The organism is Rhodospirillaceae bacterium (assembly GCA_018660465.1).
GTDB lineage: Bacteria > Pseudomonadota > Alphaproteobacteria > Rhodospirillales > JABJKH01 > JABJKH01.
Genome location: JABJKH010000082.1, coordinates 1 through 21258, shown reverse-complemented (window position 1 = coordinate 21258; position 21258 = coordinate 1). Strand labels below are relative to the sequence as shown.

Below are 21258 nucleotides of genomic sequence, written 5' to 3'. Positions count from 1 at the left end.
GACGTTCAAGCCTTCGACGGTGCTGTATTTTCGTTGTTGGCGATGCCTTGGAGGTAGCTATCCAATTCTGCTTTATTCCGATCTCGGAATTGTTTGAAGTTCGGTTTCCTGCGTTCCAGAAACGCGTTCATACCTTCGGTCGCTTCCTCAGACCCCCAGACGTGGGCGAGAAGTTCCATGCCATGCTGCCAGGAAGCGTAAAGCTCATCCGATTCGAAATTCAGCGATTTCTTGGTCATGCGCAGGGTTTGCGGGCTTAAGCCTTTAATGACCTCACACCATTCTTCGGTTTTTTGCAAAAGCTCAGCCTTCGGCACGCACCTATTGATCAGGCCGACTTCAACTGCTTCCTTGGCGCCAAAGGTGCGGCACGTGAAGATCATTTCCCGGGCCAGCCGTTCGCCGACCAGGCGGGACAGATACTGAGTTGCGCCGACGGTCGGGCACGCTCCAACTTTCGCACCGGTTTGGCCGAACATGCCGTCTTCGGCAGAAATAACCATGTCGCACCATAGCGCCAATTCATGCCCGCCGCCCATGCACCAGCCGTGCACCATGGCGATGACCGGGATCGGCAGGCCGCGGATCGTCATGGCCAAGCCTTGCATGCGGTCGTTCCATTGCGCGGCATTGGTCCAATTGAGGCGCATCATGGCGTGAAAGTCGCCACCAGCGGAAAACGCTTTGTCGCCAGAGCCGGTCACCACGGCGACGGCGATGGAAGGATCGTTCTTCGTCAGGCTGAAGGCTGCGATCAGTTCATCAAGGGTTTGCTCCCGAAAGGCGTTGCGCACTTCCGGGCGGTTGATGGTAATCCAGGCCACGCCATCTTTTACTTCATAAAGGACTTCTTTAAATTCCTGTTCGCTCCCCATGGGATATATCTCCTGTTTTTAGGTTTCGTCGTTGATTTGTATCGTACTTGCTTGAGATGAGCCGAAAATGACCCGCATCAAGTTAGGCTTCCTCTAATTCAATCAGAGTGCCTGAAAAATCTTTCGGGTGAAGAAAAAGTATCGGCTTTCCGTGCGCACCAATGACCGGCTCACCACTTCCGATTGCTCGTGCACCATCGCCAATTAGCCGGTCACGGGTGGCAATGATATCATCCACTTCAAAACAGACATGGTGAATGCCGCCTGATGGATTGCGTTCTAAAAAACTGGCGATTGGCGACGTTGCGCCGAGCGGATGCAAAAGCTCTATCTTAGAATTTGCTAAATCCACGAAGACCATCCGAACCCCTTGTTCTGGAATGTCCATGGGTTCGGAAACCGTAGCGCCAAATCCATCCCGGTAGCGGGCACAGGCCGCATCCAAATCAGGGACTGCAATCGCCACGTGGTTTAAGTTACCGATCATATCCGCTCTCTTCCATACTCTTGATGGGCAGCAGTCTAGCCAATTAAATTTGATCGATCCACCACAGGGAAGGCAGTTTTTTTATTTTTCTGAAAGCGGCAGGGCTGTTTTGTAGGCGACTTGCTTCAAGGCGAAGCTGGACGTGATATTGGCGACGCTGGGGATGCGGGTTAAATGTTCAACGATGAATTTTTGGAAGCTCTCCACATCCGGGACCACCACCCGCAGCATATAATCCGCAGACCCGGTCATTAGGTAACATTCCATGACTTCTGGCAGGGCGGCGACTTCTTTCTCAAACACCTCCAGTGCGTGTTCAACTTGGCGTTCCAAGGTGATGTGAATAAAGACGCTGACCGGCAAACCGACCGCTGCTGGGTCAAGCAACGAAACATGTCGCTTAATCACGCCCGCGTCTTCCAGTTCGCGCACCCGTCTGGAACAAGGAGATGGCGATAACCCGACCTCCTTTGCCAACTCGACATTGGGTGTGCGGGCGTCTTCTTGCAGCCGGGTCAGAATTTTACGATCTATGTCATCGAGTCTCATTTTCGGCACAATCCACTAATTTTATACAAAAATATGAGTAATTATTGCGTAACTATGCCTAATTTAGAGCATATTAGCAACCATTGTTCTGACTGTCGGTGGTACAATTGCATTTCGCAATAGGAACAGCCAAAATGAATCTCATGACCCGCCCTCAGCCCCCCTCCAGTACCCTACAGTCCGCCGCAAAAATTGATCAAATGAAGCAGCTTGGGCGTAAGGTTTTATGGCTTGCGTGCTGGATGATTCACAACGCGAATCACATTCGACCGTCGAGAGACGGGATTAAGGTGGGTGGTCATCAGGCGTCGTGTGCATCAGCGGCAACGTTACTGACCGCCCTTTATATGGATGTGCTTAGGCCGGAAGACCGGATTGCCGTTAAGCCGCACGCATCCCCCGTGTTCCATGCCATTCAATATCTGCTGGGTAATCAGACCCTTGAAAAGCTGCAGGCGTATCGGGGGCTTGGGGGTGCACAAGCTTATCCGTCGCGTATGAAGGATACGGATGACGTGGACTTCTCCACGGGTTCGGTTGGGCTCGGCGTCGGCATGACGTTGTTTGCGTCGCTGGTTCAAGATTACGTCCGCCTGCATGAAATGGTGCCGGGGGGGGCGCCTGAAGGACGCATCGTGACCTTGATGGGCGATGCCGAACTGGATGAAGGCAATGTCTTCGAAGCGCTTTTAGAAGGCTGGAAGCATGATGTTCGGAACCTCTGGTGGGTGATCGATTACAACCGCCAAAGCCTGGACGGCGTCGTTAATGATCACTTGTTCCAAAAAATTAAATCGTTCTTTAGCACCGTCGACTGGGAAGTCGTCACGATCAAATACGGTAAGCGTCTTCAAGCAGCATTTGAAGGACCCGCAGGCGGCGCGTTGAACCAATGGATAGACGAATGCCCCAACCAACTTTATGCGGCCTTGACCTATAAAGGGGGGGCATCGTGGCGGGAACACCTGAAGACCGATCTAAAAGGGACCAGCGGATTAAAAGAATTTTTGGATATCCACGATGATGATGCCCTGCATCGCCTGATGACCAACCTGGGCGGCCACGATATGGAGGCCGTGTTGGAGGCCTTCCACGGTATTAAAGACGATGCGCCGCGCTGTTTTGTTGCCTATACGGTGAAGGGCTTTCGTCTGCCGTTGGCGGGACACAAAGACAATCACTCTGGCCTGATGACGTTGGATCAGATGGCGGAGTTCAAGCTGTCCATGGGGATTGCCGAAGGCAGGGAGTGGGACCCAGCCGCAGGCTTGGACATGGCGGCAGAGGACCTGCAGGAATTCTTGGATCATGTGCCGTTCAACAAACGCGAACCGGCGCCCGAGCGCGTGCCGACGATTACTACACCCGAAATCGTGCCGCCGAATGGGGGGCGACTGTCGACCCAAGAAGCCTTCGGGCGGATCATGAATGACTTTGGCAAATCCGATAGTGAATTGGCGTCGCGCATTGTCACCACGTCTCCGGATGTTACGGTCTCCACCAATCTAGGGGGCTGGGTCAACCAGCGCCGACTGTTCCATTCCAAAAGAAAACAGGATGTCTTCCGCGAAGAAAATGTGCCATCGGCGCAGAAATGGTCGATGTCGCCTACAGGTCAACATATGGAACTGGGCATTGCTGAAAATAATTTATTCTTAATGTTGGCAGCATTGGGGTTATCTGAGCCGCTGTTCGGTGCGCGGCTTCTGCCCGTGGGCACGGTCTATGATATCTTTATCGGGCGTGGTTTGGATGCCTTGAACTACGCGTGCTACCAGGATGCCCGCTTCATGTTAGTAGGCACACCGTCGGGTATTACCTTGGCGCCAGAAGGCGGTGCGCACCAGTCAACAGCAACGCCTCTGATTGCCATGGGGCAGAGTGGTTTAACTGGGTTCGAGCCCGCTTATTCGGACGAACTGGCAATTATCATGGATTGGGGCTTTCAGCACATGCAGGCCGACGATGGCGGGGCGGTTTATCTGCGCCTGACGACCCGTCCTTTGGATCAGGATCATCGAGAGATAACGCCTGATCTCAAACGACAGATTGTTGAGGGCGGCTATTGGTTGCGCCCGCCCGCACCTGATGCAGAGCTGGCAATTATCACGTCGGGTGTGTTGATGCCTGAAGCCCTGGCCGCGTATGAGCAAATCGTAGAAGACATTCCAGGTGTTGGATTGCTGAATGTGACGTCAGCGGACAGGCTACATTCTGGCTGGGCATCCGAGGGGAACGGCCACGCCGAACACTTGCTTTCTGAACTGTCGCCTAACGCCGCCTTGGTGACGGTGTTGGATGGTCATTCAGGTGGTTTGGGATGGATGGGGTCTGTCTCCGGCCATAGAACCTTCCCCTTAGGTGTGGATCAGTTCGGACAGACAGGTGATATCCCTGATCTCTATCGAACTTATAAAATTGATTCTGAAGCGATCATTGATGCATGTGCACGGGCGTGCTTGGCGAAGCGCTAAGCCTCTTTCCCTAGCTCTGCCAACAACGGCCCCAGGTGATTTTCATAGCGCCGCCAACGTTCGATGGATGTTTTGTAGATGGGTTGGCGGACTTGCCAACTGCTGGCCGTTAGGACCTGGCGGTCGGCCTTGTGGAACTCTGCACACGCGTCGTCCCAATCGATGCTGCAGAAATCTAGAAGCTCACGGCTGTATTTATCTTGATCGCCAATTAGTTCTTCGTAGCGGATACTATAAATCGGCGAGGGCAGAACCTTCGACCAATGATCCATAATCCGTTCATAGGAACGGTAGAACCGGCCGAGATGCACCAGATCGTTGGCATAAAAATGTTTAAAGCCAAAGTTTTGGAAATAGTTTGAAAGGCACGTATCCATGGGGTCACGTTGGCAATGAATAAATTTAGCCTTGGGAAACAGCAAGCTGATCAGCCCTAAGTTAATGCAGTTTAACGGGGTCTTGTCGGTAATGTGGGGGGCCTCCGGCGCAACCTTTCTGGCCCGATGAAGGTACTGCCCCGCCGCGTTGGCAAATTCAGTATTTGGCACCAGCGCCATTCCGTCGCTGATGCGTTCGGAGCCATTCAAATGGAAGAGCGTATTGGCAATAGTGTCGATGTAGCTTACTTCGCCGGCGCCGAATACGTCAGGGTGGGCTGCAAGGATTTGTTCGACCAGGGATGTCCCTGACCGGGGCATGCCGACGACAAAGATGGGAACGTCACTGTCGTCACCGACGTTCTCTCGGGATTCAAAGAATGCAGGATTGAACAGGTCGATCAGCTCATCGATCAGTTCATCATTTTTGTCCGGATCAAACTCAGCCCGCTTGTGAGAATTTCCTTTTTGATAATGCTCGAAGGCGCGGTCGTAATCGCCAATATCATCATTAATTTTCCCCGCCGCGAAGTGCAGGAAGCAACGGTCGCGGTCTTGGAAGATGTCCTGTTTTGTCAACTCTTCCAATTTATCTGTAATTGGATCGTCGCCGGTAAATTTCACCATGTTGGCGAGGCTCTGATACCCTTCGGCAAAATTAGGATCCAGTTCTAAGGCCGTGCGACAGCTTGCTTCGGCCTGTTCCATTTTACCCTGGTTCTGTAGGACAAGACCCAACTTGGCGTGGGCCGGTGCGTAATCTTCTTTCAGTGTGATTGATGTTCGGTATGCGTCTTCTGCTGCATCCAATTCTCCTCGGGTGAGGTGGATGCCGCCTAAGATGACGTGGGCATCCAGATAATTTGGATATAATTCCAGGCATCTGCGACAGCTATCTTCGGCATCTTTAAGCTTGCCCTGCGCGATCAGACCATCCGCCATGTTCTTATGAGCAACGATCAGATGGGGTGCCAGTTCCAACGCCTTCGCACAATTAGCCAAGCCCTCTTCCGTCTTGTTCTGCGCGATCTGAACGGCCCCTAGATTATTATAAGCAGGTGCATATTCAGGATCGATGCTGAGCGCCTTACGGCAGCATTCCTCAGCTTCATCCAGCCTTAAGCGCCCGATCAATACATCGCCTAAGTTACTGAGGGCCTCAACAAAATTGGGGTCAAGCTTCACCGCTTCACGGTAACTGGCTTCCGCCTCCGGCCTGCGGCCCAGTTCATACAGGATCATGCCGTGATTGTTGAAGACGCTGGGGAAGGTCGGGTTGGCCTCAGCTGATTTGGCGACGAGACTTTCCGCGACTTCCAGTTCACCACTTTGATAGGCGATCATGCCCAACAGGTTCAGCGCGTCCGAATGCTCAGGATCCTGAGCCAGGATTTGATTGTAAAGACCGCCTGCCTCCTGCAGCCGGTTTTCGCGGTGGTGGACCATGGCTTCGTCTAGGAGGCTTTGCAGGTGGGGGTCTTGCTGCTTGATCAGGCGGGATTTGACCTTCGACTTACTTTCCCGGCGAACCTTTTCGGCCGCTGCGCGTCTTTCTTTCCGATTCACGACGCCATCCCTATTTGAAAGGTTGAATTATGCATCAATTGGGAATGACGGAATCACGGGGAAAAATCAAGCCATTGCGTCGCTGAAAGCATTTATAGTTTTAACTCTACGCCTTCTTTTTTCATGCGCTTCCAAACTCTCTCGAACAAAGGCCGCCCCAGGTCTTCGCCTAATTTTTTACCCAACTGCAGACTCTCTTTCGCCAATTTCGGGCTCACGCGAAGGATCTTTTTACCGGTTGGCGTCTTGTAAAAGGCGACGATGTCGAGAATTTCCTGCTCGGTAAAAGCCTTTTCATAAAGAGATGAAATTTTGGCAATTGTGTCGGGCTTACTCTCGTTATAACCGGCAACGAGTTCGCCGGTAATGATGCTTTTTTGACTTTGTGTAAGGTCCTTATTTTTGGTCTCGATCAAGTCAAGAATAAGCGACAGGTGCTGCTTCATAACGTGTTGAGTTAAACTTATTGCTCCGGTCATTTTTACCAGGCCAACGATGGCGTTCTGCTTTTCCGCATTTTGCGCTAGGGCGGAGACTGTTGTTGCTAAGAGCCCAATAAGAGTCAGGGCAATGCACACGCTGATCAATGCTATCGGCTTGCTTCTCATAAAAATTTTTCCCATAAAATTGAGGCGTTAAAGTGGCATATTTAGACTTTGGGCGAAAGAATATTTCATAAGCCTGCCTTGCCTAGGTCGGTAATTTTTTGCCAAACTAGGACTGCCACAAAATTGAAAGCGGTCCCAATGAAAATCGAAGAAATTCTCATCCATCAAGTCAGCTTCCCTCTGATCCGTCCCTATAAACTTAGCTACCGACAGTTCGATGCGTTCGAGCCGTTCGTGATCAGGGTGCGAGACAGTGATGGACGCGAGGGGTGGGGCGAAATTCAGATATCCCGGGGGTCTAGTGAGGAAACGCCGGAAGGGGGACTGGCCTACGCGCGGGAGCATGCACCAAAGATCGTCGGTTCAACGCCTGAAGAGGCCAAGGCTTTGCTGCGGTCGACCATGGCTGCCAGCAAGATTTCTGCGACCGGGTTGATCACCGCCATCGAAATGATGGAAGGCCATCCTATGTTGGAGGTCGCTGAAGAAACCCGCATTCCAATTTTGACACCATTTGAGTCCCTAGATGCTGCTGCCATTGAGGCTGAAGTAGAAGCCCGGCTGGCCGAAGGGTTTCGGACCTTTAAATTGAAGGTCGGCAAAGATGTAGATGCGGATCTGGAACGGGTTGGGGTTATCCAAAAAGCAATTAACGGTCGGGCCGATATTCGCATGGATGCCAACCGCGGCTTTAATGCAGAGCAAGGCTGCCGCTTTGCTTCCGCTTTGAACCCGGAAGGCATCGTATTATTTGAACAACCCTGTCCGACCGAAGACTGGGATGGCAATGCCGAAGTCGCGAAAGTTTCCACCGTGCCGATCATGTTGGATGAACCCATTTGCTCCCTCGCCGATATCGAACGGGCCGGTGGGATCGACGGTGTAATGCTCTGTAAGGTAAAGCTAAAACGTTTTGGCGGTATCGATTTGCTATCGGATGCGATTGATCTTATTCGGGAACTGGGCATGGAAGCGGTCCTGGGCGACGGCACGTCGATTGAGATTATGAGTTGGATGGAAGCCTGTATTGCACAGACCAAGCTGAATAACGCGGGAGAATTTAACGGTTTTCTGAAACCTAAGGACCGATTGCTTAAGGAACCTCTGCCGTTTGAGAATGGTGATATCGTCTTGCCCAAGGGCTATAAGGCGGAAATTGATCCTGATAAATTAAGCGCTCACTTGAAGGAAGCGCCAGAACGGTTTGCCTAAATATTAGGGTCCTTCGGTGCGCTGACTTCGACTCTACGTACATTTTCACGGTGGTGGATGTAGAGACCACTCATGAAAATAACGCCGGCACCGATAAACGTCCACATATCGGGTAGGTCACCGAATACGGTCACGCCGAATAATGTGGTCCATAGAAAATGGGTATAGAAGAAGGGGGCGACGACCGGGGCCTCGGCGTTTTCATAGGCCCGAATTAAAAAATAATGACCCAAACCCCCGAGTATGCCGATTAAGGCCATCAGCACCCATCCTTCAAGGTCGGGCGTCGTCCAATAGAACGGAGCTGCGAGGCTAGAAAGGACTGTTCCAACCACGGCAGTGTAAGCGAGCGTCGTCATGGAACTGTCGGCACCACTGAGCTTACGGGTTAAAATCTGATAGAAGGCGTGAACGAATGCGGTGCCGAATGGAAACAGAATAGCGATATGCATCATGCCCATGCCCGGGCGGATGATAATCAACGCCCCGATTGCGCCAATAAGCACACCGATCCAGCGCCGGAGCCCCACCTTTTCGCCCAATATTGGGGCGGCCAAGGCTGTGACTATGACCGGTATAATAAATGACGATGAACTGGCCTCGGCGATCTGAACATAAATCAGTCCTACAAAATACAGGACCGTTCCCGTGGCCAGTAGAGCAGATCTGGACAACTGTATTTTAATATTATCAGTGATGAACCCTTGAAAAAATTTACTACGCAGAAATGCCACGACCAATACGATGTGAAAGATATACCGCGCCCAGACCAACTGCATGACCGAGTAGTCATTGGTCAAATGCTTGACGATGACATTGACCGTCGCCAACACAAATGTCGCCAAAATCATCCATAGAACGCCTTGGGTATTCTTGGGCAGACGTAGAAAGGCAGTACCGGGTGAAGTCAAGTCGAGTGCCTTTTTAGAATAATATAAATTTTCGATATAATAACGGTGTGCTGTAGCCCATACCATGGCAATCGTTTGAATGCGAGGCAGCATTGCAAGTCTCGCATACCGTTTTCAAGTCGATTCATTGTGATATAGTAGGTTTCAACAAAGAACCTATTCTTCAAGGAAGCTAATTATGCAGACGGCTATTCCCTGTGTTTTAATGCGCGGTGGCACCTCCAAAGGCCCATATTTCCATGCGAGCGATCTTCCGGCAGACCGGGACGGTATAGCCCGGGTCTTAATGGCTGCCATGGGCTCACCTGATGCGCGCCAGATCGACGGGATCGGAGGCGCGGACTTTGTCACCAGTAAGGTTGCCATCGTTTCGCCCAGCGACCGGGATGACGCGGACGTAAATTATTTGTTTGCTCAAGTTCAGATCGAAGACGACTTCGTTGATTTTAATCCTCCCTGCGGCAATATTTTGTCAGGCATTGGTCCGTTCGCCATCGAGACTGGTTTGGTAAAGGCTCAGGACGGTAAAACGCTGGTCAGGATTTATCATGAAAATATTAGCGCGTTGATCGAATCTGTGGTGGATACCCCAGGTGGTCAGGTGAATTATGTCGGCGATACTGCCATTGATGGGGTCCCTGGGACCAGCGCACCCATCGTTCTGAACTGGCTCAATATCGTCGGCTCAAAAACCGGAAAGATGCTGCCCACGGGCAACGTGGTGGATGTAATTGATGGGGTCTCTATAACCTGTGTCGATGTCGCCATGCCTATGGTGTTGATGAAGGCTGAAGACTTAGGTGTCTCAGGCAATGAGTCGAAGGAGGAATTGGAGGCCAATGACGCCTTGTTCGCGAAGATGGAGCCCATCCGGCTCAAGGCATCGGAAATGATGGGGCTCGGCGATGCACGTGGAAAAGTTATTCCTAAAATTGGCATCATGTCCGCACCGCGTAACGGTGGTACGATTACGTCCAGGTACTTCACACCGAAGACATGTCATTCTGCCCACGCCGGAACAGGCGCCCTATGCGTCTCAACGGCCTGTGTCGTGCCGGGGTCCGTGGCCAACCAAGTTGCTAACATTGGCGATGGTCCGGTTTATCCCGTTGTGATCGAGCACCCCACGGGCCAAATAGAGGTCCAATTGGAAACCGAAGGAACCGGCACGGACATCAAACCTGTAAAGGGCGGATTGATCCGCACAGCCCGGTGGTTATTTGAGGGGAAAGTCTTTATCCCGGCATCCGTCTGGGAGGGGCATCAAAAGGCGACAGACCCGAAGGCGGCTTAATCTTTCGGGTTTTTAAGCACGACTTCAGATCCGTCTTCCCATAGGCGAGCGACTTCCAACTGATCCAAGTCACCGCCGTATTTTTCGCTGGCTTCCGTCCAAAGGGCGGCGGCCTGTTTGGCAATTGGGGCAAACGCGCCGATGCCTTCGGCCATTTCGTCAGCCAAGCGCATGTCTTTAGATAATAACGCGAGGAACATCCCGGTCGCATGGTCGGGCTTTTCAACATAAGGGGTCGCCTTTTTAAGGAGCGCATCATTGCGTCCGGACGTTGCCGCTGTCATCGAGGGCAACAAGACATCAAATTCAAGCCCAAATCGACGCCCCATTGCGAGTGCTTCATAGACCGTAATTAAGTGCGTGCCGACGATATAATTATTGAGAACCTTCATCGCGTGGCCTGCGCCCAAGGGGCCGCAATAAAACGTATCCTTGCCGACCGTATCAAAGATCGGTTTGCAGTGTTCAAGCACGTCCTGCTCGCCGCCCATGTTCATGGATAACGACGCGTCTTTTGCAAAAACTACGCCACCTGAAACAGGGACATCGACCATGCGAATGCCCTTGGCTTCGAGTTCTTTGCCCGTTGCTTTGGTATCATTGGGATCAGAGGTGCTCATGTCGATGACTGTATTGCCGGCTTCTAATCCGTCGGCAACACATCCCCCTGATCCATCGCCTAGTAGCACGTTTCGGACGATCTTGCTGGTTGGCAACATGGTGATCACGACATCACAGTCACGCCCTAACTCCGCCAGGGACCGTGCCGCCGTGGCTTCGTGCACAGCCATAAACCGTTCCAACATTTCCTGCGAAACATCGTATACGACAAGATCAAACCCTGTTGCTGCCAAATGCCCAGCCATGGGATGTCCCATGTTGCCGAGTCCGATAAATCCGACACGCTTAATTTCTGACATATGAATTTCCTGAATTATTTAAGCGTTATTTAGAAATGGGTGCCATTTCTGCATCCAACCGCTTGGTCTCACGGCGCGAGCGTTTAATGCCGTAATAGAACGACCAGATCACACCGACAAACAGGATGATCCCAATCGGCCTGAATAGAAGCTCTTCATATTTGCCTTCGAATATCCAAATGGTCTTTCGAAGGCTCTCATCCGCCAAGGGCCCAAGTATCACCCCTAATATGAGCGGTGCGAACGGATAGCCGTGCCTGAGCAGGACAAAACCAATCAGCCCGGCACAAAACATGATGCTCACATCAAACATGGAGAATGTCGCAGCAAAGGTCCCGACCAAGGCAAACATTATCACCATCGGCATCACCACTGCCACCGGAAGTGTTAGCAGGTAAACGCTTGGCTTCACCACGGCAAATGCGGTCGTATACATGAAGAAGTTTGCGACCAGGAGGGTCGCATACAAGAAATACATGAACCCGGGATGATCATGGTTGATGTTGGGGCCAACGATGATCCCATGCAGCGCCAGGGCCGCGATGATCAAGGCCGACGAACTGTTGCCGGGAATGCCCAATGTCATCGTCGGCAACAGACCGCCGCCGACGTTGGCGTTATTCGCGACTTCGCCGCAGATGACGCCTTCAACGTCACCCTCCGAGAACTTCTTGCCCGATGCTTGCTCCCCTAATGTATAGGAAACAAAGGCCGCAATATTGGCACCGGCACCTGGAATGGCACCAATGATGGTGCCGACAGCGCTGGAACGCAGCGCCGTTTTCCAATACTTGCCAATATAACTAACGGGCGGAATGATGCGCCCAACTTTGCTGGGAACCGCCTTATGCTGTTTCTTACTAAGTACGTTCAAGGCTTCGGTCAAACCAAACAAGCCAATGAGCACCGGCAGGTATTTGATCCCCGCGCGCAGTTCATTGATGTCATAGGTGAAGCGATCTACACCGTGGATCAAATCCTTTCCGACCATGGCGATCATCAAGCCAAACCAGCCCATGGCCCAGCCCTTGATGGGTTTTTCGCGACCGGTCAATGTACCCGAAATAGCGACGCCCAGCATCACCAGCAGGAACATCTCCCACACAGTGAATTGCAGCGCGATGGCGATCATGATTGGAACAAATGCAACCAGCGCAATCAGCCCAGCCCAGTTGCCCAGCATGGAGAACATCAGCGCGGTGCCGATGGCCAAGCCACCTTCGCCCCGAAGCGCCAAAGGATAACCGGCCATCTGTGTTGGGACGGCGGACGGCGTGCCCGGGATATTAATGAGAATGGCCGAAATGGCGCCGCCGAATTCGGTGCCGACCCATACCGCAATCAAGAAAACAATTGCGATTTCAGGCGATAATTTATAGGTGAAGCCGACCATCAAGGCGACGGCCATGTTCGATGATAGTCCCGGCATTGCGCCCCAGACGATGCCAAGCGCAGAGCCCAGTGCAGATACGAGGAGTGCTTCCCAGGTAAATACGAATGTCCAATCAAATGCCATGGTTCAGCCCCCGCCCGCCTGCCTCTTCCAATGGAAGAGGACCTCTTGGACAAAATTTGTCTCGCCTGGCATTGGGATGCCGAAAAATCCGTGAAACGAAATTGTAATAAAAAATGGTAATAACACCGCCAACAATAGACGTCTTACAATGGAGCTTCCTGTCCAAAACACCGTTGTCATGGCGAAGATGAATATGGCGGCCGCAATTTCAAAGTGAAGGTTCGGGACCAAGACAAAATAAAAGATGCCGATCATAGCGGCGGCGGATAAAACCCGCCACAAGGGTGTCTCTGACTCTTCTTTCGGACCACTTCGCGTGATCATCTCTTTAAGCGAAATCCAGGCACCGTTCTGAATGGCCTCAATAGAAATGAGGATCGCCATGAAGCATAAGCTTCCCCCCAACAGCATGGGCAACATGCCGGGTGCCGTTTGCCAGCCCTCGGGTGCCGGAATGCTAAAACTCGCAATAAAGACATAAGCCGATATCAGAACAAGCGCGCCGCTTACCAGAAGCGAAGACCCTTTTTCTCTTTTGACTGGTGGAGATTCTTCAGATTCACTCATCGTAACTACCTAACAAAATTCTAATCCAATAACGCGGACCCGCTCCCCCTCCCAACGATCTGCTTGGATCGTCGGAGATAGAGAGCGGGCCTTTGTTATTAATTACACAGTCACAGAGCCAAAATTACATCCGAGGCTTGTAACCTTTAGGCGGCCACCAGCTTTCGAAATCTTTGATGGCTGGCAGGCCCAAGTCCTTTGGAGATTTCTTCGCTTTGCCGACGCCATGCAACAAGTTGGCAGCAACAGTTTCCCAAAGAGCAGCACGCTTGTCCGCATCCGCGCCCACAACAGGGTTCGGGAAGCGAGGTTTGCGCATGTCTTTTTCGTGGAACTCTTTGGACCCAACAGCATCCATCCAAGCTTTGGAAACCGTTTTCAATATCGCGACAGGCGTATCGCGACGCAAGGCCATGGCCATGCCACCACCAACGGGTGTCTTGCCTTCGAGTTCTGGAACATCTTCCGTGATTGCCCTGAGGCTCACACCTTGGATTTTCCGCGGTTTGCTGACAGCTATGGCCAAGTGCTTCAGTCTGCCAGCTTTAACCACGTCTAACTGCTCATGCAGGCCACTACATGCAACATCGACTTCGCCCTTGAGCGCTGCCGTCGTTGCAGGTTTACCACCTTTATAAGGTACAAACCGGAAGTCGGTGCCCGTAACGCTCATAAGCAGCGATGCCGCTAAGTGCCAAGTGCCACCTAACCCGTTGCCGGACATTCTGAGCTTGCCGGGGTTTTTCTTCGCCGCTTTGATTAGATCACCGACGGAATTGTACGGAGAATTAGGCGGAACCGAGAGGCTCATGATTGATGTATCAGCACCGTAGTACTGCCAGTGTTCCCAGGCCGTGTGGTCCATCAGACCGAGCGCACGAAGACCTCGGTTGAAGCCACCAGAGGCGAACCACCAGTGACCATCATTCGGCTTGTTGTATACAAACGTACCGCCGATAGAACCCGTGGCACCCGTCTTGTTAACAACGTTGATGGTCGCGCCGCCTAGGGTCTTTTCCATCATCGGTGCAACTGTGCGTGAAACGCCATCGACGCCACCGCCCTGTTTGGTCGCAACGACCAAGGTAATGGGCCGGGTTGGATATGAAGCCGCTTGGGCCTCACCAAAGGGCAACGCAGACGCGCCTAGCGCGGCGCCGCCACCCAATACAAATTGTCGTCTATTCCAGTCATTCCATTGACTCATGAAACAATCTCCCTGTTTTTGTTTAAAGATCTTAATTTTGATCTCATATATTTAGTTTGCTGACGAAAAAAGTTTGCGCCAATTTGCGCTTCCGCGTCAACGGCAAATGCCAAAAAATAAGACATCGTTTCACGCGGTGAACCAATTGACGGGGTTCAGCCTAAGAATCCGCGCCTCAGGAGATTCAATGCCACCAGCAATAGGCACCAGGAGACGAATTTTCGGAATCGTTCCTGGCTGATTCGATCCCGGACGGCGCGGCCTAGGAAGGTTCCTGCGATCACGGGCACGGTGGCAATGGCCGATAGGGTCGCAGTCTCAAGCGTCAGGACGTTAAATGATCCAAACGCCGCCACCAGGAACAACGACCCAACGAACCACGTTACTGCGATGGCCGAGACGAATTCATCTTTGGTCAGGCGCAGCATGGAGAGGTAGATCAGCATGATCGGTCCCCAGATGGTGGATATCCCGCCGGTAATACCGCCAAAGAACCCGGCGCCAATACCCCAGCCGATATGGACCTTTTCCGGCGGTGGAAACTTGAAATTGGTGAGATCCATCACAGAGAACACCAATACCATTGCGCCCAGAACAATAAACAAAATTGACGGATCAACTCCGACCAGGATCATCGCCCCGGTAAACACCCCAGCCCCCAGCGCCAGCATCATCAGCCAGAACCGTTTGACCATGATGAAGAACCGACCGCCTTGAACACTCAGCCAAAAATTACTGATGACGATCGGCACGGTGACAATTGCTGCTGCCAATTCCAACGGGATCACGATGGTCAACAACGTGACCCCGACCATCGGTAATCCAAACCCGACACCTCCCTTGATCACACCGGCAAGCAGTAAAGCGACAGCAACAATTCCGAATTCCAAGGTCGTAAGATCAGGCAGGGGAGGGCTCCTCAGGGGATGGTTAATAAGGTGCACACCATGACGTGCGGAGGGCGGGAGGAAAAGGAGTAATTGGTCCTTACCTTGCCCAAAATTTATCTGTCGATTAGCATCGTTCCAAACAGGGCGCGACCGGTGTGCCTTGATAGAATTTAAGGGGCCCAATCATGGCAAGCATCATGCGCCACGTCGCCATTAAGATTGCGATGGCTGATCTAGAAGAAAAGAAAGATTTTTACATGAACACTGTCGGCATGAAGTTTTGTCGTCAGTCCAAGACCCGGGATCATATTTCCTGTCACCTTACGGACGGTTATATGGATTTTACCCTGGTTGCCTACGATGAAGATGACGACAGCGTTGAAGCTAAGTACGCGTCAGCTGGCCCGTGCATCCACCACACCGGGTTCGAAACTGATGACCTCGATGCGGCCGTCGCCGAAGCCAAATCAAAAGGCTACCGCATCTTAGGTAAGCCCGAAACCGTCCCCGTCAAAATGACCGGCCCCGGTGATGCGGTGATCGAATTCGCACGCATGGGGTATTTCCAAAAGACCGTAGATCAGGGCTTGGAAAACGACGCCGAGTAGGATGATCTAATGCGCTACGACGTCGTGGTAGATAAAATAATCCAAGAACCCGGCGTCGAAGAATCGACCATGATGAAGTCCCCGTGCCTGCGTTACAAAGGCGACTTCATGGCGATGATGTTCGAAAAAGAAGACTCACTTATCGTCAAGGTCTCGCCCGCCCGTGTTGACGAAATCATCGCCGCCGGAGACGGCAACGAATTCAATTTCACCAAGAAAAAATTCAAAGAATGGGTGCTGATCCCATCTGAATTCGAAGACGGGTACGAGGGATATATTTACGAGGCCCTGGCCTATGCCCAGGGGAAGGGGAAGGGGAAGTAAGCGGCTCTTATGCTACTGTTATTCTACCCACCATCTCTCGCCCCCCCAATATACAATTATCAATTTGTAATATTGCGTTAATAAATATCACATAACATGGTTAAGCATGCGTCTGGAAGAATATAAGATTTGAAAAAGAGGGGTGAGCTAAATGGTTGACCACGAAGAGATCGATAAAAAATCTGCTGCACGATCGGCAAAACGAAAGGCAGACCGAGAGAAAAAAGCCTTCAAAGACCGCCAGCGCAGTCGGATCATAAAGTCAGTTTTCTGGTTAACGACCATTGTCGCCGTCTTGTTTGTGGCGATGTTTAACTGGAAAGAAGTTATGGGCATGCTCAAGCAAATCGGAACCTAACGCCGCCCCCACCACGCCTCCAAATTTGATTTACATCAAGGCCGTCTCCCGCCGACGATGCTCGTATGCCAATCCAACGAGTTGGTATTTGGAGGGACGGTAACCGTGGAACGGCGCAACAACACAGAAGTAATACAAGACATACTCCACTTAGCTGGCAAGCGCGTGCTGGATGTCGGATGCGGGCCGGGGGTACTGGTGCGCATGATGACCGAGGCGGGGGCCAAGGTCTCTGGCCTGGAATGCGGCGCTTTACCGCTCGCCAAGGCCCGGGCCGCAGACCCTGCAGGCGATGAGACCTATATGGAAGGCGTCGGCGAAAATATCCCCTTCGAAGACGCATCGTTCGATACCGTAGTCTTTTTTAAAAGTTTCCATCACGTACCCGTTGACGCCCAGGAAAAAGCCCTGTCTGAAGCTGCGCGCGTGTTGGTGCCGGGTGGTCATGTATATATTTTGGAACCTCTGGCCAAAGGCTCGCAATTTGAACTCGGCCTATTGCTCGAAGACGAGACCGAGGTCCGCGCCGTTGCCTATCAAGTGATAAAAGACGCGCCGAAACTCGGCTTGAACGAGACCCAAGAAGTCGCCTACGTTCATGTCTCCAAACACAAAGATTTTGAAACCTATCGCGACGCCAAAATCCTCGTCGATGCCGCCCGTGAACAATTAATCCGCGATAACGAACAAACCCTCCGCCAAACCTTTGAACGCCTCGGCCGCGAGACGGAGGCCGGATTGGAATTCGATCAGCCGATGCGGGTGAACTTGCTGCGTAAGGCGGGGTAAGAGGTTGGGAAGGGACGATGGGGAATATCTAGGCCAAAAAAAAATTCCCGACAATGACCTGGATCAAGGCGAGATACTTATTTTTCCCTATAATGAAGTCACGGTCAAGAACGGAGACGGAGGTTAAGAAACTGATACCACCTAACAGCAAAGTCGAAAGACAAGCTGATGATCATTAGGCCCGGCGGTCCTGACTGGGCGGCGCCAAGAGCGCCAGGGAGAGCCCCGATGAAAGACTCGGGGCTTTCGATATGTTGGGGTGTGTTTATTTTATCGAGGCCCCAAGCTGTTTCGGAGCGAGACCAGTACTCGCGGTTTTATCGGCGCCCTTGGCGGGGAATTTTATAGGGTTTTTCAGGCTGGTCCGGACCCCAAACTCGATCGTAATAACTGTCGGCCAGCGCCAGTGCGCCGATCGGATTGTGGGCCAGCACCCGGTCCTTGGCGACAAGGGTTGTGGCCAAGCCTTCGGAATGTTTGAAAAACATGCTGTCATGGCCAATACATAACCCCAAGACAACATTGAATTGGCAACCTGCATCATTCAGCAACTGGGCCTGGGAAATCGGATTACACATGGATTCATGTCCGCCTGGGCGTATCTTTTCATGGTCTTTCAGGCCGACCTCTTCTTTCGGAATGCCATCGTGCTTGCAGGCGGCGGACGCCACTTCAAAGCCGTGGCTTTCCAGAATTTGACTGAGCGTATTGGCGTGATCGACAAAGCTGATACAGGTGGCGATACCGATCTTGGTGAACTCCATCTTCTTGGCAAACTCGCAAATTTCTTCGACCCGCGTCCACTTGCAATACCCTTCCGCTTCAACCCGGGCTGATTCCTGTGCGACCCGGTGAAAGAACGGGTCTTCATATATCTGGCGGGCCGCTTCCATGCCGTCGGGATTGACCTTGGACGGACAAAACCCAGGGCCGCGTTCTTCGTCTTCGCCCTGACGGCAGGCGCGCACGGTCGGCGGGCAATAGGCGCACCCGGGGTCAGTATATTTTGACTCGGAATTAGATTTTTTTGCGGTTGGATTTTGGGCTGTCATATCGGGGCGCCTTTTTAAGCTCTAAGGACGGCAATCGTCCAATCTGCCCCAACGCTAAATCGAACCCGCCCCCGCCGCCTTGATAGAGGTCAAGTCGGAGAAAGGGTGGCACAACCACCCCAACAAAACCGAACCCCACATCAAACGAAGTTTTAACCACAGAGAACACCAGGAGTTAATTAGGCCGGGTCGCCAGGAGAATTCACAATTCAAGACGTGATCCTGTGCGTCGCTGTTGACCCCGGGGGGCTCCAATTTGCGTCAGCGCGGGAGTCGTCCTATGACTGATACAATTTCGTATCACCAATAAGGCCAAAGCCAATAAGGCCAAACCCAATAAGGACCCAGAAAGATGGATAAAGGTTCCGTAACGTATGTGGAAGATGGCCCCATCGGGCATGTCGTATTTGATCGCCCCCAGGCCCGCAACGCGATGACCTGGAAGATGTATGACGAACTGGCGACGGCCTGTCGGACCATCACCGAAAATTCAGATATCCGCGCCGTCACGCTTCGGGGGGCCGGCGGTAAGGCGTTCATTGCCGGAACCGATATCGGTCAGTTCCAAGAATTTACCGACGGCGAAGATGGCATCGAATACGAAAAAAATGTCGAAGTCTATCTCGATGCCCTTGTCTCGGTTCCCGTGCCGGTGTTGGCGGTGATTGAAGGCTGGGCCGTGGGCGGTGGCTTGGCCATTGCAGCCGCGTGCGACATTCGCATTGCGACCCCGGACGCGCGCTTCGGCGTGCCCATCGCGCGCACCCTCGGCAATTGTCTTTCGGCGAAAAATATATCGACGCTGGTGTCGGTATTCGGCGTTTCCCGGGTCAACAGAATGTTGTTGGCGGCGGAGATTCTGGATGCGGACGAAGCAAGGACCGCTGGGTTCTTAGGCGAGATCGTGGCGGCGGATAAGATCACCGACCGGGCCAACGAGATCGCCACAACCCTCAGCACCAACGCGCCGGTCACGCTCCGATCCACCAAGCAAGCCCTGGCAAGACTGGCCACTGACCCGGCCCCTGACGATCAAGACCTCATCCGCCAAACCTACGGCAGCGAAGATTTTAAATTAGGCGTCAAAGCCTTCGTCGAGAAAACAAAACCCGTGTGGACGGGGAAGTGATGTTGCGGGTGTGGGGGCTTGATTGGGTAAAGATTTAGGCGGCAGGGTTGTTGGAAAGAATGTACCGCTTAGCGTCCTTCGAGACGCGCCGTTGGCGCTCCTCAGGATGAGGTTATTGATTTTTGGTAATTTATTTTCAACACCTTACTTAACATCCTCATCCTGAGGAGGCTTCAAAGAAGCCGTCTCGAAGGACGCCCAGCGGCACAGCCTCCCGCCGCACAATCCAACTCAATCCCCTCGCCCGCCTTACCACTGAGGAAGATGAGAACTCTGAGATGGACACTGAGAAGAATCTTTGCGGTGTCGAAGGGCGCGTAAAGCAGGAGAAGCCACCAAGAACCTTCTCAGTGAACCCTCAGCTTCCTCACCGTCCTCAGTGGTTTGATCACCAAGAGTTAATTAGTCAGGGTCACCGGGAGAGAATTCACAATTCAAGATGTGACCCCGTGCCGTGAGACTCGGGTTATGTCAGTCATGAGCGCCTTTTAAATATGAAGATGCTCATAAATCTCAAGGGTCATTCCACCTTTGATTGTCCCACCATTCAAATGCCCGCAGAGGACATCTTCATTGTTTCCAGGACCACCACCTAATGCCATATGAATATGCACATAAGGGCTTGGATTAACCCATTCTTCTTTTTCATGAGGGAGCAACGCAGCGGGAGGGTCTTCTGGCCAACTGATAAAACCTAAAGCGAAAAGTTCTCTCCAATCTTTAAAACTTCTTCGGTCTACGTCATACCCGTTCATTGATTTATAACCAGAAATCATTTCTGTTTGAGTTAATGCACCCATTACAAAAACAGTGCCCGCCATAATTTTCTTTTCTTTTACAAACGCATTTAAACTGGAATAAAAATCATCTCCCTTTTCATATTGAAGCTGAAAAATTCGACCTAATTTTTTTTCAAACGCCTTCATTTTTCTCGCCTTTCGAGATCATGCTTATCTTATTTAAAGATAACTGAGCAGCCCTAGATGTGTCGACACCTTGCAGTTTAAAAATGAAGAAAGGCGTTTAAGATTATGTCAGCACGACGTGACACCGAAGAATTCAAGCGCGATGCAGTTTCTCAGATTACGCAAAGCCACCCCCACACCCCAAAAAGAACCTCCTCAGTGTCCACCTCTGTGTTCTCTGTGGTTAGATCACCAGGGGTTAATTAGGCAGGACAGTCGGAAGATAATTCACGATTCAAAACCATCCCTTTTTTACGATCTAAGTGGTCAAAATAATACTCTTAAAAACGCCCATTGACAGTATTTATAATAGCTCGTATTATACGGTCGTTAAAAAAAGGAACCCGTTAATGATCTCACTGGATAGCACCTCGAATATTTCGATTCGACTAGGGGAAATGGAGATGTTTATTGCCGCTCCCAACGACGAAAAATTCAAGAACTTAATGGCCACAATTTCTCCCGACGCAAAATACGATAATATCTTACAGGAGTGGCGTATTTCTGCGGAAAAATTGAGTTTTGAGGAGCTAAATGAAAAGCTTAGTTATGGAATAAAACAGATTGAAAAAAGTTCAAT

General features: G+C 51.8%; 22 protein-coding genes. 9 read left to right on the top strand and 13 right to left on the bottom strand.

Translation table 11 applies throughout. From position 1 onward, the window contains the following. Window positions 1-5 precede the first annotated feature (5 nt). The 3 genes from HOM51_12805 to HOM51_12795 form a co-directional block, all read right to left on the bottom strand. A complete protein-coding gene (locus tag HOM51_12805) occupies window positions 6-875 on the bottom strand; it encodes a 1,4-dihydroxy-6-naphthoate synthase (protein MBT5035384.1) in 870 nt (289 codons plus the stop codon). Window positions 876-957: 82 nt separating this feature from the next. Next, window positions 958-1362: a methylmalonyl-CoA epimerase gene (gene mce, locus HOM51_12800; protein MBT5035383.1), complete on the bottom strand. Its 405-nt coding sequence runs from the start codon at window positions 1360-1362 to the stop codon at window positions 958-960. A gap of 81 nt (window positions 1363-1443) precedes the next feature. Then, entirely contained in the window at window positions 1444-1911 is a 468-nt protein-coding gene (locus HOM51_12795) for an Lrp/AsnC family transcriptional regulator (protein ID MBT5035382.1), read from the bottom strand. 143 nt (window positions 1912-2054) lie between these two features. On the opposite strand from HOM51_12795, the gene HOM51_12790 reads away from it, so the two are divergent. Beyond that, window positions 2055-4385, top strand: a complete 2331-nt coding sequence (locus HOM51_12790) for a transketolase (protein MBT5035381.1) — start codon at window positions 2055-2057, stop codon at window positions 4383-4385. Here HOM51_12790 and HOM51_12785 read toward each other — a convergent pair. Continuing rightward, on the bottom strand, window positions 4382-6328 hold the full coding sequence (locus HOM51_12785) for a tetratricopeptide repeat protein (GenBank protein ID MBT5035380.1): 1947 nt from the start codon (window positions 6326-6328) through the stop codon (window positions 4382-4384). The genes HOM51_12790 and HOM51_12785 overlap by 4 nt on opposite strands. A 92-nt stretch (window positions 6329-6420) precedes the next feature. Then, complete coding sequence (locus HOM51_12780) at window positions 6421-6936, bottom strand: DUF2059 domain-containing protein (protein ID MBT5035379.1); 516 nt, start codon at window positions 6934-6936, stop codon at window positions 6421-6423. A 138-nt stretch (window positions 6937-7074) separates the two neighbouring features. Here HOM51_12780 and HOM51_12775 point away from each other — a divergent pair, with 138 nt between their 5' ends. Then, window positions 7075-8148, top strand: coding sequence for a mandelate racemase/muconate lactonizing enzyme family protein (locus HOM51_12775; GenBank protein ID MBT5035378.1), 1074 nt, complete (start codon window positions 7075-7077; stop codon window positions 8146-8148). On the opposite strand, the gene HOM51_12770 is transcribed toward HOM51_12775, so the two are convergent. Continuing rightward, window positions 8145-9059 carry a DMT family transporter gene (locus HOM51_12770; GenBank protein MBT5035377.1) on the bottom strand — a complete coding sequence of 305 codons (915 nt, stop codon included), beginning with the start codon at window positions 9057-9059 and terminating at the stop codon, window positions 8145-8147. The genes HOM51_12775 and HOM51_12770 overlap by 4 nt on opposite strands. Before the next feature lie 178 nt (window positions 9060-9237). Between HOM51_12770 and HOM51_12765 the strand changes: the two genes are divergently transcribed. Further along, window positions 9238-10353, top strand: coding sequence for a 4-oxalomesaconate tautomerase (locus HOM51_12765; GenBank protein MBT5035376.1), 1116 nt, complete (start codon window positions 9238-9240; stop codon window positions 10351-10353). Here the strand turns inward: HOM51_12765 and HOM51_12760 are convergent. The 5 genes from HOM51_12760 to HOM51_12740 all read right to left on the bottom strand — a co-directional run bounded on the left by HOM51_12760 (window position 10350) and on the right by HOM51_12740 (window position 15453). Beyond that, entirely contained in the window at window positions 10350-11273 is a 924-nt protein-coding gene (locus tag HOM51_12760) for an NAD(P)-dependent oxidoreductase (protein ID MBT5035375.1), read from the bottom strand. The genes HOM51_12765 and HOM51_12760 overlap by 4 nt on opposite strands. A gap of 25 nt (window positions 11274-11298) precedes the next feature. After that, window positions 11299-12789, bottom strand: a complete 1491-nt coding sequence (locus HOM51_12755) for a tripartite tricarboxylate transporter permease (GenBank protein ID MBT5035374.1) — start codon at window positions 12787-12789, stop codon at window positions 11299-11301. Window positions 12790-12792: 3 nt separating this feature from the next. Further along, on the bottom strand, window positions 12793-13356 hold the full coding sequence (locus tag HOM51_12750; GenBank protein ID MBT5035373.1) for a tripartite tricarboxylate transporter TctB family protein: 564 nt from the start codon (window positions 13354-13356) through the stop codon (window positions 12793-12795). Window positions 13357-13480: 124 nt separating this feature from the next. Continuing rightward, window positions 13481-14563, bottom strand: coding sequence for a tripartite tricarboxylate transporter substrate binding protein (locus HOM51_12745; protein MBT5035372.1), 1083 nt, complete (start codon window positions 14561-14563; stop codon window positions 13481-13483). A gap of 155 nt (window positions 14564-14718) precedes the next feature. After that, the gene (locus tag HOM51_12740; protein ID MBT5035371.1) at window positions 14719-15453 is read right to left on the bottom strand and encodes a sulfite exporter TauE/SafE family protein; all 735 of its coding nucleotides are present in this window, start codon (window positions 15451-15453) and stop codon (window positions 14719-14721) included. 185 nt (window positions 15454-15638) lie between these two features. On the opposite strand from HOM51_12740, the gene HOM51_12735 reads away from it, so the two are divergent. From HOM51_12735 to HOM51_12720, 4 genes are all read left to right on the top strand, one after another. After that, window positions 15639-16061, top strand: a complete 423-nt coding sequence (locus HOM51_12735; protein ID MBT5035370.1) for a VOC family protein — start codon at window positions 15639-15641, stop codon at window positions 16059-16061. 9 nt (window positions 16062-16070) lie between these two features. Further along, window positions 16071-16385, top strand: a complete 315-nt coding sequence (locus HOM51_12730) for a hypothetical protein (protein MBT5035369.1) — start codon at window positions 16071-16073, stop codon at window positions 16383-16385. Between the two features lie 151 nt (window positions 16386-16536). Further along, a complete protein-coding gene (locus HOM51_12725) occupies window positions 16537-16743 on the top strand; it encodes a hypothetical protein (GenBank protein ID MBT5035368.1) in 207 nt (68 codons plus the stop codon). 105 nt (window positions 16744-16848) lie between these two features. Next, entirely contained in the window at window positions 16849-17532 is a 684-nt protein-coding gene (locus HOM51_12720; protein MBT5035367.1) for a class I SAM-dependent methyltransferase, read from the top strand. A 317-nt stretch (window positions 17533-17849) separates the two neighbouring features. Here HOM51_12720 and HOM51_12715 read toward each other — a convergent pair whose 3' ends face one another. Beyond that, entirely contained in the window at window positions 17850-18584 is a 735-nt protein-coding gene (locus tag HOM51_12715) for a DUF1847 domain-containing protein (GenBank protein ID MBT5035366.1), read from the bottom strand. Window positions 18585-18936: 352 nt separating this feature from the next. Here HOM51_12715 and HOM51_12710 point away from each other — a divergent pair, with 352 nt between their 5' ends. Further along, window positions 18937-19713, top strand: a complete 777-nt coding sequence (locus HOM51_12710) for an enoyl-CoA hydratase (protein ID MBT5035365.1) — start codon at window positions 18937-18939, stop codon at window positions 19711-19713. A gap of 488 nt (window positions 19714-20201) precedes the next feature. Here HOM51_12710 and HOM51_12705 read toward each other — a convergent pair whose 3' ends face one another. Beyond that, window positions 20202-20639, bottom strand: coding sequence for a DNA-binding protein (locus tag HOM51_12705; GenBank protein MBT5035364.1), 438 nt, complete (start codon window positions 20637-20639; stop codon window positions 20202-20204). 389 nt (window positions 20640-21028) lie between these two features. Between HOM51_12705 and HOM51_12700 the strand changes: the two genes are divergently transcribed. Continuing rightward, window positions 21029-21258 (top strand): hypothetical protein (locus HOM51_12700; protein ID MBT5035363.1); only part of this gene is annotated, 230 nt, incomplete at its 3' end.

Excerpts from the sequence above, each read along its gene's own strand:
- HOM51_12780 (MBT5035379.1), bottom strand. The coding sequence starts at position 6,936 with ATGAGAAGCAAGCCGATAGCATTGATCAGCGTGTGCATTGCCCTGACT.
- HOM51_12790 (MBT5035381.1), top strand. The coding sequence starts at position 2,055 with ATGACCCGCCCTCAGCCCCCCTCCAGTACCCTACAGTCCGCCGCAAAA.
- HOM51_12715 (MBT5035366.1), bottom strand. The coding sequence starts at position 18,584 with ATGACAGCCCAAAATCCAACCGCAAAAAAATCTAATTCCGAGTCAAAA.
- HOM51_12730 (MBT5035369.1), top strand. The coding sequence starts at position 16,071 with ATGCGCTACGACGTCGTGGTAGATAAAATAATCCAAGAACCCGGCGTC.
- HOM51_12765 (MBT5035376.1), top strand. The coding sequence starts at position 9,238 with ATGCAGACGGCTATTCCCTGTGTTTTAATGCGCGGTGGCACCTCCAAA.
- HOM51_12710 (MBT5035365.1), top strand. The coding sequence starts at position 18,937 with ATGGATAAAGGTTCCGTAACGTATGTGGAAGATGGCCCCATCGGGCAT.
- HOM51_12745 (MBT5035372.1), bottom strand. The coding sequence starts at position 14,563 with ATGAGTCAATGGAATGACTGGAATAGACGACAATTTGTATTGGGTGGC.
- HOM51_12750 (MBT5035373.1), bottom strand. The coding sequence starts at position 13,356 with ATGAGTGAATCTGAAGAATCTCCACCAGTCAAAAGAGAAAAAGGGTCT.
- HOM51_12725 (MBT5035368.1), top strand. The coding sequence starts at position 16,537 with ATGGTTGACCACGAAGAGATCGATAAAAAATCTGCTGCACGATCGGCA.
- HOM51_12805 (MBT5035384.1), bottom strand. The coding sequence starts at position 875 with ATGGGGAGCGAACAGGAATTTAAAGAAGTCCTTTATGAAGTAAAAGAT.
- mce (MBT5035383.1), bottom strand. The coding sequence starts at position 1,362 with ATGATCGGTAACTTAAACCACGTGGCGATTGCAGTCCCTGATTTGGAT.
- HOM51_12775 (MBT5035378.1), top strand. The coding sequence starts at position 7,075 with ATGAAAATCGAAGAAATTCTCATCCATCAAGTCAGCTTCCCTCTGATC.
- HOM51_12795 (MBT5035382.1), bottom strand. The coding sequence starts at position 1,911 with ATGAGACTCGATGACATAGATCGTAAAATTCTGACCCGGCTGCAAGAA.
- HOM51_12760 (MBT5035375.1), bottom strand. The coding sequence starts at position 11,273 with ATGTCAGAAATTAAGCGTGTCGGATTTATCGGACTCGGCAACATGGGA.
- HOM51_12755 (MBT5035374.1), bottom strand. The coding sequence starts at position 12,789 with ATGGCATTTGATTGGACATTCGTATTTACCTGGGAAGCACTCCTCGTA.
- HOM51_12705 (MBT5035364.1), bottom strand. The coding sequence starts at position 20,639 with ATGAAGGCGTTTGAAAAAAAATTAGGTCGAATTTTTCAGCTTCAATAT.
- HOM51_12735 (MBT5035370.1), top strand. The coding sequence starts at position 15,639 with ATGGCAAGCATCATGCGCCACGTCGCCATTAAGATTGCGATGGCTGAT.